Below are 14,532 nucleotides of genomic sequence, written 5' to 3' on the forward strand. Positions count from 1 at the left end.
AAGTGAAATTGAGAATGCGTATCGTTTTCATGTCCGGGTCCCCGTCCCGGCTGGAACGGCACATCTCTCATCCCCCCCATCCAAGAGGCCGTTGCCGATGAAGCATCTGTTTGCCTTGCGTTCCTTGCGACTCTCCACCGCGGCGGTCGCCCTGTCCCTGTTCGTGGGCTGCGGCGATTCGGAAGAGGAAGGAACCGACCCTGAAGGACCGCTGTATGCCATCACCACGCAGCAGCTGGTGGCGGACCCCGTTGAGAGCTACGTGGTGGTGACGCCGCACGCGGAGCAGGCCGCGTCGCTGTCGCTGGAGGGCGCCATCAAGGTGCCCGGCCGCGCGCTGGGCGTGGGCATCCCGAAGTCCGGCTCCGTCTACGTGGTGAGCGACGAGAGCGCGACGGTGACCCGCTACACGCTGAACAGCGCCGGGAAGCTGGAGGCCGCGGGCACCGTGAGCTTCAGCGGCCAGGGCGTGACGTCGCTGGGCGAGTACCAGGCCAACTTCCAGTTCGTTTCGGAGACGAAGGCGTACTTCTTCGACGGCAACGCCGCGCGGATCGTCATCTGGAACCCCACCGCGATGACGGTGACGGGCACCCGCCCGCTGGACTCGCTGCTCATCCCGGACACGGTCATGGCGTTCTCCGGCGCGGTCGTGCACACCGGCGGGCAGATCCTCATGCCCGTGGGGTGGCGCCCGGTGGAGGGCACCAACGTCACGAAGAGGGCGGGCATGGTCGCCATCGACACCGCGACGGACGCCGTCACGGTCGCGACGGACGACCGGTGCGGCTACACGCACGACGCCGTGCTCGGCACCGACGGCAAGGTGTACGTCGCCACGGAGGCCTACGGCGCGGCGGTGCGCCGGGTGATGGGCCTGGACGCGCCGGAGCCCTGCCTGCTCCGGTACGATCCCCAGACGCGCCTGTTCGACACGACCTTCTACCGCTCCCTGGACTCGCTGGTGGGCGGCGGCTTCGCGGGCGCGCTCATCCCCAGCCCCACGGCGGGGACGGCGTACGTGCGCGTGCTCGACGAGAGCATCGCCCCGGTGACGGAGGGCACGCATCCGCGCACCATCGCGAGCGGCACTGGCTGGCAGTGGTGGGAGCTGAAGCTGGACACGCTGACCGCGTCGCGGAAGGCCGACATCCCGTCCACCTCCGGCAGCGTCTTCCTCTTCGAGTCGGAGAACCAGACGCTCTACACCGAGTTCGGCGCCGGCGCGTCCTCCACCACCTTCCGGGTGCTGGGCGACAACGGCAAGGCCACCGTGACGACGCAGGGCCTGTCCTTCTCCTTCCTCCAGCTGCGCTAGCCAGGACCCAAGACCATGAACGGAAATCCGATGCGTCAGTGGATCCGCGGCGGCCTGTCTGTCATTGCCCTGCTGGCGGCGACGCCTGCCTTCGCCACCAGCACGGGCATCACCGGCAACTCCAGCAAGGATGGGGCCACCTGCAACACGTGCCACAACGGCGGCGCGGCGCCCACCGTGGAGCTGGAGGGGCCCACGACGCTGGAGAAGGGGGCCACCGGCCAGTACACCTTCATCATCCGTGGCGGCGCCGCGAAGACGGGCGGGGTGGACATCGCCGTGGACAACACGGGGGCCAGCCTCGTGGCCGGCACCGGGATGAAGAAGCTGGGCAGCGAGCTGACCCACTCCGCGCCCCAGGCCTTCACGGGCACGGAGCTGCGGTTCAACTTCTCCCTCGTCGCGCCCGCCACGGACGTGACGCTCAACCTCTTCGGCGCGGGCAACTCGGCGAACGCGGACCAGAAGAGCGATGGCGACCGCGCCGCCGCGACGAAGCTGAGCATCAAGGTGGGCAATGGCTCGCCCGTGGCGGAGGATCCGGGCAAGGACGAAGGCGAGGACTCCGGTGGCTGCACCGCCGCGAGCAGCGCCCCGGTCTGGGCGCTCGTGCTGGCGGGGCTGCCGCTGGCCGTGCGCCGCCGCCGTCGGAGCTGAGGCACGGCAGGCGGTCCTGAAGGAGGCGGCCCCTTTCCCGCGTGAGCAGGGAAGGGGCCGTGTTGCATCAGTCCGCGAAGGAGTTGGGCGCCTTGCTGAACCCCGCCTTCGCGTGGTGCGCCAGCCGCTCCGAGCGCGAGGCGTGCTCCAGCGCGGCGATGATGGCCTTCTCCGCGTCCGGCCCCCACTCCTTCACCTTGGCGGGGTCCACGCCCTTGTCCTTCACGTACTTCTCCAGCGCGGCGGCGGCGACCTTCGCGCCCGAGCCGGCGTTGACCGCGAGGTCGGTCAGGATGGCATTGCCATACTCGCTGGTGACGACGTCCTTGAGCTTCAGCTTCGCCGTCTTGGGTTGGCCCTCGGCATCCCTGCCCGTCACCGACACCGCCCTGTCGCGGGTGCCGGAGATCTTCCCCTCGTTGGCGTACTTGATTTGAGCCTGCTGCATGGCCGGGTCGGCGCCGGCGGCCATGAAGACGGCGGCCAGCTTCACGTCGGTGCGGATGGCCTCGGCCGCGGCCACGCCCTTGAGCACCGTGCCGTCCGGGCGGGTGAGCACCACGCCCTTGGCGTCGACGTCGATGCCGAACTTGCCGAAGCTCTTCTCGTACTGCGCCGGGTCGGTCTTCTTCAGGTCGCGCATGAACCCGGCCAGCGTGCCGTTGCCGTCCTTGCCGAGCGTCCACTGGGTGAAGCCCCACGAGACGCGCCCGGTGTCCCAGGTGTTCACCTTGCTGAAGGTGCCCTCCAGGCCGGAGATGGACGCGAGGATCTTCTGCCGGTCCTCGCTGATGCCGCTCTTCTCCAGCTGGGACGTGACCTGGGCGGCGGAGTCACCCGACACGGCGCCGCCATCCACCGCGTTCCACGAGTTCGTGTACGCGGTCTCACGGCCATCCCGCATGGTCACGGTCGTCCCGTTCACCGTGACCTCCGAGCGGGTCTGCTTCACGGCGACCATGGGCGCGTACGCGTCGACCCGCGCGAGCAGCCCGTCCTTCACCGTCTTCGCCCGGGCCTGCGCGTCGGTGACCTTCGCCTTCGCCGCGTCGAGCGCGGTCTTCTGGGACTGACGGAACTTCTCCGCCTCGACGGGGTCCTTCGGCACCTTCGCCTTCTTCTGCTGCTTCTCCAGTTTGGCGAGCCCGCGCTCGGCGACCTTCACCGCCGCGGTGGCGTCGCGGAGGTCCTGGTTCGAGCCGATGTGCTCCTTCATCCACGCCTTGACCTTCTCGCCCTCGGCCTGGACGGTCGCATCCGCGGCCGTGAGCTTCTCCTGCGCGGCCTTCTTCGCCGGCTCGGTGGTGGCCGCGGTGACGGCCGCCTGCGCCTTGTTGCGCGCCTCCACCGCCTTCTTGAGCGGGGCGTAGAGCTTCGCCTTCGGGGGCTTCCAGGTGGCGACGTTGCGGGGGATGAGGTTGTTGAGCTCGACGGCGTTCCCGCGCTGGATGACGCCCTCGTCCTTGGACTTCACCTGGATGGCATCGAGGTTCTTCTGGATGTCGCTCGCGGTGGCGGCTGAGACGTTCGTGGTCGCCGCGGCCTTGGCCGTGGCCTTCACCGGCGCGGTGGGGGCGGCCGGCCCCTGGCGCCCGAGCGCCGTGAGCGCGCGCTTCAGGTCCGCGCCCTCGAGCTCGAGGTTGAGCGCGTCCTCCAGCGGCGTGCCGGTCAGCTTCTCGTACTTCCGCGCCACGTCCTTGAGCTGGGATGGGTCCAGGCCCTCCAGGGCCTCGAAGACCGCGGCCTCGTCGGTGCCCCAGATGTCATCCATCGCCGTCTTGAGCTTCGCCGCGGCGGCATCCGCGGCGCTGGTGGGCGCCGCGCGCCTCTGGGTTCCCGCGGAGGCGGACAGCGGGTTGAAGGAGAAGCCCTGGTGGGAGGGGGGGCGCCCGCGAATCTGGTCCGCCAGCCGCTTGAGCGTCGCGCCCGAAGCGCCGCCCGCGACGGCCTTGAGGAGGAAGGTGCGCTCCGCGTCCGCGTTGGAGCGGGGAGAGGCCTTGGTGCTGAGGCCCGCCTTCGCCAGCAGGGTCGACAGGTCCTTCTGCTGCGCGGGGCTGAGCCCGCCCAGCGCGGTGGCGACCGCGCCCGCGTCGGCCGGGGACATGCCGCTGGAGAGCGCCTTCAGCAAGGCCTGTCGCGTGGGGCCATCCGGAAGGGCGGAGAGCTGCTGCTCCATCTTCCGCTGCGCCGGAGCCTTCGCGCCCGCCGCGACCGGAGCGGCCATGGACGAGGCGGCGCTGGAGCGGCGCGAGGACGCCACGGTCGCGGCGGAGGGCGCCTGCGTGACAGGCGTGTCCACACTCGCGACGGACGTCGTCTTCGGGTCAGGGGAGCCGGAGATCTTGACCATGGGCTCTCCAGCCTAACGCACTGTCCGTATGACGGACATCCCGCGGCCGGAACGCCGGGCAGGGGAGCGGAGGAAGCGAGCGCAGGGTTCCCGGTCGAGGAAGGGCCGGAAGCTCGCGGCGCGCCCCGCCTCCTTCCTGCCATCCCGAGCACCCATCTCCACCGTCAGTGGGGGAGGCAGAGACTGTCATGGCGCAGGGATATTCCATCAACATCGGTTTGAACTCGGTGGATCCACGGCACTACGCGGGCTGGGATGGCCAGCTCCAGGCGTGCGAAGCGGATGCCGAGGACATGATCAGCATCGCGAAGGCGCAGGAATTCAGCCGCATCCGCCCCTTCCTCACGAAGGACGCCACGCGCGCGAGCGTGCTCGCGGAGCTGGGCGAGGCGGCGTCGGTCCTCCAGGCCGGAGACCTGTTGCTGTTCACCTACTCGGGGCACGGCGGCCAGCTCCCTGACATGAACGGGGAAGAGGACGACGGCCTGGATGAGACGTGGTGTCTGTACGACGGGGAGCTCGTCGACGACGAAATCTACCAGGCGATGACGAAGCTCAAGGCCGGCGTGCGGGTCTTCATGCTCTCCGACAGCTGCCACAGCGGCTCGGTGAGCAGTGTGGCCTATGCGGCCCTGCGCTCCAGCGGCAGCCTGCAGCTGCTGGCGGATTCAATGCGGAGCACGGAGGCCACGGAGCGCCGCTTCAAGGAGATGCCCCTGGGCATCGAGCAGCGCACGTACCGCGAGAACAAGGCGATGTACGACGCCATCTTGAAGGGGCTGCCGAAGGAGGACCCGAGGCTGACGCTCAAGGCCACGGTGCTGCTCATCTCCGGCTGCCAGGACAACCAGCTCTCCAGCGACGGCGTGTACAACGGCCTCTTCACGGCCAACCTGCTGCGCGTCTGGAACGGCGGGAAGTTCAAGGCCAGCTACCCGACCTTCCACCGCCGCATCCTGCGCAAGATGCCGCCCATCCAGTCTCCGGCGTACTCCATCATCGGAGTGCCGAGCCGCGAGTTCGAGCGGCAGGTGCCGTTCCGCGTGGGCTGAGATGGGATTGCCCTCGCGGCGACGAGGAAGCGATGCCGCTCCACGCGGCATCGCTCCCTTCAAGTCAGCAGCCGCTAGTCCTTCGTGCAGACGACGTCGTCGACCTGGAGGTGGCCGCGGTCGGCGACGCTGCGGCTCGGATAGAAGAGCAGGCGCCAGTCCCGCACGTTGCCGGTGAAGCGGAAGAACACCGGCTGCCACTCATCGCTGTCGACGGCGATGAAGTCCGTCTGCGGGCTCCAGCCGCCGCTCGAATAGAGGCGGTGACGGATGCTGCCGTGGCCGCGCACCCGGTACGAACAGGAGTAGCTGCCGGTCGGCACGTTGAACTTCTCCAGCGAGAAGCGCTCCGCGACCTCGATGGGGACCACGAACTGCAGCGCCGCCGAACCGCCGTGCACCGCGCTCGTGTAGCGCACGAGCCGCGAGGGCTTGATCTCCGTGCCCGGGTCCGCGACGCCGTTGTCGAGGCCGTACCAGAAGTCAGGGACGAAGTTGTTCCCGTAGTAGGGGATGGCGCGGGTGCTCCAGTTCTCGAAGCCACCATTGCGGATGATGTTCGCGGAGTGGTCGGCCGCGACGCAGCGCTTGGTGGCCGGGTCGCAGGCGGGCAGGGCGCCACGGCAGTCGTAGGTCGTGAAGCAGGCCCCTTCGGCCAGCTCGCACACGCCCGTCGTGGGATTGCAGCTCGTCGCGGGGTTGTTGCACGTCACGCCAGCGCACGGGTCGCCCTCGACGCAGAGGTGCGTGGCGGTGTCGCAGACGGGCGTCTCCGGAGTCCCCGCGCAGTCGGCGTGGCGCACGCAGCGCTCCTCCGCGGTCACGCACGTGTGGGTCGCATCGCAGGTCTGCCACTCGTTGCAGTCCGCGGCGTCTTCGCAGCGGCCGGAGAGCGGCTGGCAGGTCGCGGTGGCGTTGTCGCACCGCGCCCAGACCTCACAGCTGACCTGATCACAAGGCTCGGGAGCCCGGACACAGCGGACGTCGTCGATGAGCAGATGCTCGCCGCTGGTCTTCTGGACGCTGAAGATGAGCTCGAACGTCTCGAAGACGGCGTTGGCCAGGTTGAAGGAGTAGGCCACCTGCTTCCACGTCTGGGTGTCGACGGCGGTGTAGCCCGAGTAGTTGGAGTAGTCGGTACCAAAGAAGGCGTTGCGGACCTCACCCTTCCCCCGTACCTGGTAGGTGCAGGAGTAGCGGCCCGCAGCCATGGACTTCGCCGCGGTGCTGAAGCGCTTGTGGGCGTCCGTGGTGTTGATCAGCCGGGCCGCGTTCACGCCCTCGAAGGCCTGCGTCGTGACCTTCTGCACCGCTTCTTCGATGTTCGTCGTGCTCCCGGACCACAGCGCCGGAAGCGCTCCGGGCCATTCCTCGAAGCCCCCGTTGTCGATGACGTTCACCTCGACAGGCTGGCCTGCGTCCGGCGTCTCGGTGCCGGAGTCAGGGGTCTCCGTGCCCGCGTCGGGCGTCTCGGTGCCGGAGTCAGGAGTCTCCGTGCCTGCGTCCGGCGTCTCGGTGCCGGAGTCAGGCGTCTCCGTGCCGGAGTCAGGGGGCTCCGAGCCCGCATCAGGCTCCTCGGTGCCTGCATCCGGCAGCGGGTTGCCCGAATCAGGCGTCTCGACGCTCGCGTCGGGCCGGGGCTGCCCGGCATCCGGCGCCTCCGGCGAATTCGAATCACCGCATGCGACCACCAACACCAGCAGCGAAGTCAGACACACTCGAAACAACGTCAACGCGAGCCTCCGGTTCCAGTACCGGATCTTTACTACCACACTGTTCCGGGTGGGCTGTCAGCGGCCCTCCGCGCCGTCCTGCCCCACGCGGGAGCGGGCCGGGGGGGACCTCCTGGCGCACCGAGGCCCCGTAGGTCACGAGCATGGCGGCAGCGAGCGCGGCCAGGGCGCCTCCCAGCGCGAGGGGGCGCTCCCACCTACTCCACGTGCGAGTGGCCGTCCGGGGGCCCATCTCCCGCGGTTCGCGAGGGAGAAGACGCGTCCCGCAGCCGGGTGCGTCAGCCCATTCCGCCGGCCAGCTCCCGGGCTGCCTCGATGAACAGGCGCAAGGGCTCCGAGCGCTGTGCGCGGCTCGGGTAGTAGAGGAAGAAGCCCGGCACGGTGGGCGCGTAGTCCTCCAGCACCCGCACGAGACGTCCGGAATCCAGCGGCTCCTGGATGGATGGCTCCAGGGCATACGTCAGCCCCAGCCCCGCGGCGGCGAATGCCACGCCGGCCATCTCGTCGTTGGTGGCGATGCTGCCCTGCACCGGGATGCGCCAGGTCTTGCCGCCGCGCTCGAGTTCCCAGGCATAGGGAGTCCCGGTGGTCTGTGAGCGCAGGACGATGCACTTGTGCTGGAGCAGGTCCTCGGGGCGCTCCGGGCGGCCGTGCTGCTTGAGGTAGGCCGGCGCACCCACCACCACGAAGCGGAAGGCGTCCGTCAGTCGCACCTGCACCATGTCGCGCTCGAGGGTCTCGCTCAGGCGCACGCCTGCGTCGTAGCCCTCCGCGACGATGTCGATGAGGCGCTGTTCGACGATGACGTCCACCTCCACGCGGGGATGGCGCGCCTGGAAGGAGGGCAGCACGGGCGTGATGAGCAGGGGCACCGCGGCTCGTGGCACGGACAGCTTCAGCCGTCCGACCACCTCCCCGGGCTGCGCCAAGGCGCCCTGGAGCGCGGCAGCGGCCTGGGCAAGGCCTGGACCGGCCTCTTCCACCAGCCGTCGCCCCGCGTCCGTCAGGGCCACGCTGCGCGTGGTGCGCTGGAGCAGGACCACGCTCAGCTGCTCCTCCAGCTGCCGGACGGACTGGCTCACGGCCGCCGTGGAGACGCCCAGCTCGCGCGCCGCGCCACGGAAGCTCTGGAGCCGCGCGACAGCAAGGAACACGTGCAGCTGCTGGAAGGGGGCTGTCTTCATCGCGATAGGTCACTTTCCGCGCATCTCCGGGCCGCCATCAACTCCTGCTTAACGGCCCGTTCGCTCCTCGCCATCTGGCGCCCAGAGGGCGCGCCGCGTACTCCTCTCATCAGGCCCCGCTGCTCCAGAGAGCGCGATGCGCGGGGCCCTGGCTCAACGCGGACGTCGAGTCCTTCAAGCGCGTCCCTCCACCTGAGAGAGCTTCATGTCCATCCCACTCGCCGGAGCGCCCCTGGCGCCGGCCTCGCGTTCCACGTCCTGGGGCGCCGTGTTCGCGCTCACCCTGTGCGTCTCGACGCTCATCGCGTCCGAGTTCATGCCGGTGAGCCTCCTGACGCCCATCGCGTCGGACCTCCACCTGAGCGAAGGCCGCGCCGGTCAGGCGATCTCCGTGTCCGGGCTCTTCGCCGTGCTGACGAGCCTCTTCATCGCGTCCGTGGCCCGGTCCGTCGACCGCCGCAAGCTGCTCCTCGGGCTCACCGGCTCGATGCTGGTCTCGGGGCTCGTGACCGCCCTGGCGCCGAGCTTCACCGTGCTCATGGTGGGCCGTGCGCTCATCGGCGTGGTCATCGGCGGCTTCTGGTCGTTGTCGGCGGCCACCGTCATGCGGCTGGTCCCCGAGTCCAGCGTGCCACGTGCGCTCAGCCTGCTGAACGGCGGCAACGCGCTGGCCACCACCATCGCGGCGCCGCTCGGCAGCTTCCTGGGCCAGTACATCGGGTGGCGGGGGGCGTTCTTCGCGGTCGTCCCGCTCGCGGCCATCACGCTCGTGTGGCAATTCCTCACGCTGCCTTCGATGCCCACGGAGCGCGCCGCTCCGCCTCCGAGCACGTTCGCCATCCTCCGGCGTCCCCGGGCGCTGTGGGGCATCCTGGCGGTCACGCTCTTCTTCATGGGCCAGTTCGCCCTCTTCACGTACCTGCGTCCCTTCCTGGAGACGGTCACGCGGGTCGGGGTGTCCACCCTGTCGTTGATGCTGTTGGGGATGGGCGTCGCGGGGCTCCTGGGCACGTATCTCATTGGCTTCCTGGTGACCCGGCAGCTGTCCGCGGTGCTCATCGCCGCACCGGTGGCGATGGCCGTCATCGCGGTCGCGCTGGTCGTCCTCGGCCAGTCCGTCGCGGCAACGGCCGTCCTCCTCGTGGGGTGGGGGCTCATCGGCACGGCGGCGCCGGTCGCATGGTGGACGTGGCTCAGCCGCACGCTGCCGCGCGACGCGGAGGCTGGCGGCGGCCTCATGGTCGCGGCCATCCAGCTCGCCATCACGGCTGGCGCTTCGCTCGGAGGACTGCTGTTCGACCGCGGCGGCTACCAGAGCACCTTCGTGCTGAGCGCCGCACTGCTGGGAGGAGGGGCCCTCCTGGCCCTCCGCGCATCAAGAGATGTCTGTGTTGGCGAGGCCGAGGTCCCCATGGCGTCGCTGAAGAGCGTCACCTGAAATCCCATCAACCCAAGAGGATGAAGACAATGAAACAGCGTTTGCTTGGCGCACTGCTGCTCGGTTCATTCGCCGCACCGGGAGCCTGGGCTGCGTCCCCGGCCTCCGTGGCGCGTCCCACGCCGGGCCTCGCGTCCGGGGACACCTCCAACGGCGCGGACAACTTCTACACGAGCGACAAGGTCACCGTTCAGAAGGTCGTCTTCAAGAACCAATACAAGATGAAGGTCGCCGGGAACCTGTTCGTTCCCAAGGGCCTGAAGCGCGGCGCGAAGAACCCGGCGATCGTCGTCGGACATCCCATGGGCGCGGTCAAGGAGCAGAGCGCGAACCTGTACGCCACGAAGCTGGCGGAGCAGGGCTTCATCACCCTGTCCCTGGACCTGTCCTTCTGGGGCGAGAGTGAAGGCCAGCCGCGCAACGTGGTCGCGCCGGACGTCTACTCCGAGGACTTCAGCGCCGCGGTGGACTTCCTGCGCACCCAGCAGGTTGTCGACAGGGAGCGGATTGGCGTCCTGGGGATTTGCGGCAGCGGGAGCTTCGGCATCAGCGCGGCCAAGATCGATCCCCGCATCAAGGCCGTCGCGACCGTCAGCATGTATGACATGGGCGCCGCCAACCGGAACGGGCTCAAGCATTCGGTGACCCTTGAACAGCGAAAGAAGGTCCTCGAGGAGGCCGCGCTCCAGCGCGACGTGGAGTTCGCGGGAGGCGAAACAAAATACACGAGCGGGACGCCCGAAGCGCTGACGGACAGGTCCACTGCGATTGACCGTGAGTTCTACGACTTCTACCGGACCGCGCGGGGACACAGCTCGAACACCACGACGCATCCGACGCTCAGCAGCAATACCCGGTTCATGAACTTCTATCCGTTCACGGACATCGAGACGATCTCTCCCCGGCCCATGCTCTTCATCGCGGGTGAGAACGCCCATTCCCGGGAGTTCAGCGACGAGGCCTACCGGCTCGCCGGTGAGCCCAAGGAGCTGGTCATCGTGCCGGGCGCGGGCCACGTGGACCTCTACGACCGTGTCGGCCTCATCCCCTTCGACAAGCTGACCACGTTCTTCCGGACGAACCTGAAGTGACCCAAGCCCCTCTCTCCCTGCGCCCGGAAGAAGCTTCAGCCAGAGTCCATCGCTGCTCATCGTATGGGGCTCCCTGCCGCGCGGCATCGCGTCATGCTCCGCGCCCGCCTCGCAACGCCCCCGTTTCCACTTATTGATCCTCGTCAATGCGGGCGAGGGCGGTCACCTCCACTCTGGGGGCCACAACGTCGCTGAACGTTCTGGAGCCCTCGTGATGAACATCTCCCGCCTTCACTCCCGCACCCTGGGAGCTCTCTTTCTTCTTCCGTTCTTCGCCTATGGCATCGGCACCGCGATCGTCACGTCCGTCCTGAAGGAGCCGGCGCATCTGCCCTTGCTGGCGGGTCAGAGGACGCTGTTCGTCGGGGGCGCGCTGCTGCTCCTGTTGGACGCCCTCTTCGTCGTCGGGATTGGCGTGCTGTTCTTTCCCATCCTCCGCGAGCGGAGCCCGGGCATCGCCCTCGCGTACGTCTGCACCCGGGTCATGGAGGCGCTGACCCTCATCGTCGGCGTCGTATTCCTGCTGTGCATCCTTCAGCTCGGAGATACCGCGCAAGGACGGACGGCGCTGGATCTGGTGACCCTGTCCAACCTTCTCTCGAAGGGGAACTTCTGGGCGTACCAGGTCGCGATGCTCATCCTGGGGGTCGGCAGCGTGGCGTTCTGCCTGTCGCTGTACCGCTCCCGGCTTCTTCCCGCGTGGCTTCCGCTGGTGGGCGCGGCGGGCTACGGGCTCCTGGCGCTGGGGTCCGTGCTCGAGATCTTCGGGCTGCCGTGGAGCATCTTCTTCTCGGGGCCCGGGGGCTTGTTCGAGCTCGTCCTGGGCGGCTGGCTCATCGCCAAGGGGTTCCGGACGGTCACGCCTTCCGTCGCGGCGTAGCTGGCTTGCCGCGCGTGGCGAGACGCTTGCGGATCCGGCTCAGCGACTCGGGCTTCACGCCGATGTAGCTGGCCAGCTGGTACTGGGGTATCCGCTGGAGGATGTCCGGCCGCGTCTTCGCGAGCTTGAGGTAGCGCTGCTCCGGGGTGTCGCTGAGATGGGAGGCGAACCGCTCCTGCTGTTCCGCGAGGACCCGCTGCATCACCATCCGGGAGATGCTCTCGAAGCGAGGGAAGCGCCGGTACAGGTCCCCCTCGCGTTGCTCGGTGCCCACCACCACGGTGGTGTCTTCCGCGCAGACCAGGAAGTGCTCCGCCGGGGTCTGGTTCATCATGCTGTGAATGGAGAGGACCCAGTCGTCCTCGGTGAAGAACCCGTTGCTGTGCTCTTCACCGTCGACGACGGAGTACTGGCGGACGCAGCCCTGGAGGACGAAGTAGGCCTCGGTGGAGACCTGGCCGGCCATGAGCAGGTGCGCGCCTTTGGGAAAGGTCTTCACCACCATGCTGTCCAGGATGGCCTGGGCCTCCTCGTCCGACAGAGGCGCGATGCGGCGGAAGTAGTCGACGAGCCTGTTTTTCATGAGGGCACTGCACGACCGGCGGGGACTCCATCATTCACGGCCAGGACGAAGCGTGCCCAGGCCGTGTCGAGCTGGGTGAGCAACACACTGCGAAGGCTGCTGTTCGCCTGGGCATCCATGGGGGGAGCTTCCCATGGTTCTCCTTGCGAGTGGCCCGTCATCGGTCCACGCTCGCGGGATGGAAAATCCTTCTGCTGAGTGGAAGCTGCCGTGGGACGGAGGGTGCCGCTGCGGGAAGGTCCGCCTGCGGGTCACCCTGCCGCCGATCGTCACCATGGCGTGTCACTGCACCGGCTGTCAGCGCATGAGCTCCAGCGCGTTCAGCCTGACCATGGCGGTGCCCACGCCCGGCTTCCAGATCCTCTCCGGCGAGCCGGTGGTGGGCGGGCTGCATGGGGCGTCGAAGCACATGTTCTGCGGCTACTGCATGACGTGGATGTTCACGCGGCCCGAGGGCATGGATGACTTCGTGAACCTGCGGCCGACCATGCTCGACAATCCGGGCTGGTTCGTGCCGTTCATCGAGACCTTCACGAACGAGAAGCTGCCCTGGGCGACGACGCCCGCGGCGCACTCCTACGCGACGCTGCCCGATCCGTCCTTGTACGAAGGGCTCATGCGCGAGTTCGCCGAGAAGGGCGCGCGCCCCAGGTAACCGGCGCACCGCCCCCTGGTTGCAGGGCAGGCCGCCAGGCTGTGTCCCTGCCCGCCATTGTCCCCAGGACCGAGAGGCATCCTCCCGGTCCGTCTCCATCTTCCGAGGATGCACGCGGGGCCCGGACGTGGAGACGATGCGTGAAGGTAGACCTGTTCCAGCTCTTCGCGGTGTCCGCCGTGGTGATGGGCCTGGCCCAGACCCTCACGAAGGAGCGCATCTTCGCCGGGCTGCGTGAGCGGCTCGGCGGGAAGGACACCTGGCTTGGCTACCTGGTGTCCTGTCCCTACTGCGCTTCGCACTACTTCGCCTTCGTCCTGGTCCCGCTCACGGGGACCTACGCCATCGACGTGACGGTGGGCGGCTGGGTGGGCGGGGTGCTGCGCTGGTTCCTGTCCTCCCTGCTGATCACCGTCATCGCGGCCTTCTTCCGGGTCGTCTTCTGGTTCGTGGACGAGACCCAGGGCCTGGTGCGCCGGCGGCAGCGGACGGAGGAAGAGGAGATCGCCACCAGGCGCCTCATGCGCAAGAAGGTGGAGCAGACCCTTCCTCCACGCGAGCGCACCGAGCCCCCCGAGCCGCCGCACTGAGCTCGCGCTCCGCTGGCGGGAGAAGCCCCGCAACCCTGGCACCCGCGGGGGCGCTGCCCATCCCTCAGGCGCGGACCATGCCCCCGTGCCGCAGCGGCCGTTGCCGCCGGCCGCGCCGCGCGAGGAACCACGCAATCGGGAAGAGGACCGCGAACCCGACCAGCGAGGACACGACGACCATCACTTCGGCGTTCTGATCCCCCATCCCCTGGGTGGCCACCACCATCGCCGCGGCGATGTTGCGTTGCCCGGTGCCCAGCCCCAACACCACGTGTCCTCCGCGGTACTCGCGGCCGAAGACCCAGCCGATAGCGAAGGCGCCCGGAATCAGGATCAGCGGGGCGAAGATGGCGCCTGTATGGATGATGCGCACGACGCCCCCGAAGTTGGCCACGAGGGTCGCGGCGACCAGCACGGCCAGCGCCCCCATGGCGAGCTTGCCCAACCGGGGCCGGAGCCGTTCCGCCAGCGTCGGGTGCCGGGCCCGGACGGAGAGCCCCGCGCCCAGGGGAAGAATCATCGTCCACAGCAGCGGCAACGCGATGGCCGCCGGACGCACCCTCACGTCCGGCACCACCAGCGGGACCACCAGGGGCATGTAGACGACGGTGGCCAGCATGAGGAGCACCGTCAGTGACGCGCTCAACGGCATGTTGCCGCCCGCGACCGCGGTGAGCCTCACGAGGAATAAAGCACCCGCCGCCGTGCCGAGGAGCATGAAGCCGGAGGCATGGGACCTGTCCAGGGGGACCACCTGCAGCACGCCGTACGCAAGCAGTGGGACGAGGACGAAGTTCGTCACCAGCGCACGGATGGCCCCACGCGAGTCGCGCAGTGGGCCCAATATCTCGCGAAGCGTATGGCTCAGCCCGACGGCGAGCATGGTGCAGACGGAGAACACCAGGATCCCGATGCTCGACAGCGCCTGAAGGAGCCCGGCCCTCATGTGTTGAAGGTCACGGTGGCCGCACGAAACCGCAAGCCCGCCGGACGACCGCGCG

13 protein-coding genes are annotated in these 14,532 nt (G+C 68.7%); 8 read left to right on the forward strand and 5 right to left on the reverse strand.

Going from position 1 to position 14,532, the window contains the following annotated elements; genetic code table 11:
* Positions 1-115: 115 nt before the first annotated feature.
* Both NR792_RS01090 and NR792_RS01095 read left to right on the forward strand, forming a co-directional pair.
* Positions 116-1,318: an MxcI protein gene (locus NR792_RS01090; RefSeq protein ID WP_375758222.1), complete on the forward strand. Its 1,203-nt coding sequence runs from the start codon at positions 116-118 to the stop codon at positions 1,316-1,318.
* Between the two features lie 15 nt (positions 1,319-1,333).
* Positions 1,334-1,975 (forward strand): MXAN_6652 family MXYO-CTERM-anchored protein, encoded by a 642-nt coding sequence (locus NR792_RS01095; RefSeq protein ID WP_375758223.1) that lies wholly within the window; start codon positions 1,334-1,336, stop codon positions 1,973-1,975.
* A 67-nt stretch (positions 1,976-2,042) separates the two neighbouring features.
* Here the strand turns inward: NR792_RS01095 and NR792_RS01100 are convergent, their stop codons facing one another.
* Positions 2,043-4,325: a hypothetical protein gene (locus tag NR792_RS01100; protein WP_375758224.1), complete on the reverse strand. Its 2,283-nt coding sequence runs from the start codon at positions 4,323-4,325 to the stop codon at positions 2,043-2,045.
* Between the two features lie 188 nt (positions 4,326-4,513).
* Here NR792_RS01100 and NR792_RS01105 point away from each other — a divergent pair, with 188 nt between their 5' ends.
* On the forward strand, positions 4,514-5,377 hold the full coding sequence (locus NR792_RS01105; RefSeq protein ID WP_375758225.1) for a caspase family protein: 864 nt from the start codon (positions 4,514-4,516) through the stop codon (positions 5,375-5,377).
* Positions 5,378-5,451: 74 nt separating this feature from the next.
* On the opposite strand, the gene NR792_RS01110 is transcribed toward NR792_RS01105, so the two are convergent.
* Positions 5,452-7,110: an invertase recombinase-like protein gene (locus tag NR792_RS01110; protein WP_375758226.1), complete on the reverse strand. Its 1,659-nt coding sequence runs from the start codon at positions 7,108-7,110 to the stop codon at positions 5,452-5,454.
* 278 nt (positions 7,111-7,388) lie between these two features.
* The gene (locus NR792_RS01115; RefSeq protein WP_375758227.1) at positions 7,389-8,294 is read right to left on the reverse strand and encodes a LysR family transcriptional regulator; all 906 of its coding nucleotides are present in this window, start codon (positions 8,292-8,294) and stop codon (positions 7,389-7,391) included.
* Between the two features lie 205 nt (positions 8,295-8,499).
* On the opposite strand from NR792_RS01115, the gene NR792_RS01120 reads away from it, so the two are divergent.
* The 3 genes from NR792_RS01120 (at position 8,500) to NR792_RS01130 (ending at position 11,703) form a co-directional block, all read left to right on the forward strand.
* Positions 8,500-9,732 carry an MFS transporter gene (locus NR792_RS01120; RefSeq protein ID WP_375758228.1) on the forward strand — a complete coding sequence of 411 codons (1,233 nt, stop codon included), beginning with the start codon at positions 8,500-8,502 and terminating at the stop codon, positions 9,730-9,732.
* A 29-nt stretch (positions 9,733-9,761) separates the two neighbouring features.
* Entirely contained in the window at positions 9,762-10,823 is a 1,062-nt protein-coding gene (locus NR792_RS01125) for an alpha/beta hydrolase (protein WP_375758229.1), read from the forward strand.
* Between the two features lie 214 nt (positions 10,824-11,037).
* Positions 11,038-11,703: a DUF4386 domain-containing protein gene (locus NR792_RS01130; protein WP_375758230.1), complete on the forward strand. Its 666-nt coding sequence runs from the start codon at positions 11,038-11,040 to the stop codon at positions 11,701-11,703.
* Here NR792_RS01130 and NR792_RS01135 read toward each other — a convergent pair.
* Positions 11,681-12,286, reverse strand: coding sequence for a Crp/Fnr family transcriptional regulator (locus NR792_RS01135; RefSeq protein ID WP_375758231.1), 606 nt, complete (start codon positions 12,284-12,286; stop codon positions 11,681-11,683). The genes NR792_RS01130 and NR792_RS01135 overlap by 23 nt on opposite strands.
* Positions 12,287-12,560: 274 nt before the next feature.
* Here NR792_RS01135 and NR792_RS01140 point away from each other — a divergent pair, with 274 nt between their 5' ends.
* Positions 12,561-12,941 carry a GFA family protein gene (locus tag NR792_RS01140; RefSeq protein WP_375758232.1) on the forward strand — a complete coding sequence of 127 codons (381 nt, stop codon included), beginning with the start codon at positions 12,561-12,563 and terminating at the stop codon, positions 12,939-12,941.
* A gap of 140 nt (positions 12,942-13,081) precedes the next feature.
* Entirely contained in the window at positions 13,082-13,531 is a 450-nt protein-coding gene (locus NR792_RS01145) for a hypothetical protein (protein WP_375758233.1), read from the forward strand.
* A gap of 64 nt (positions 13,532-13,595) precedes the next feature.
* Here the strand turns inward: NR792_RS01145 and NR792_RS01150 are convergent, their stop codons facing one another.
* Positions 13,596-14,477: a bile acid:sodium symporter family protein gene (locus tag NR792_RS01150; protein ID WP_375758234.1), complete on the reverse strand. Its 882-nt coding sequence runs from the start codon at positions 14,475-14,477 to the stop codon at positions 13,596-13,598.
* Between the last annotated feature and the right edge of the window lie 55 nt (positions 14,478-14,532).

It is taken from the genome of Corallococcus exercitus (assembly GCF_042231735.1).
GTDB lineage: Bacteria > Myxococcota > Myxococcia > Myxococcales > Myxococcaceae > Corallococcus > Corallococcus exercitus_B.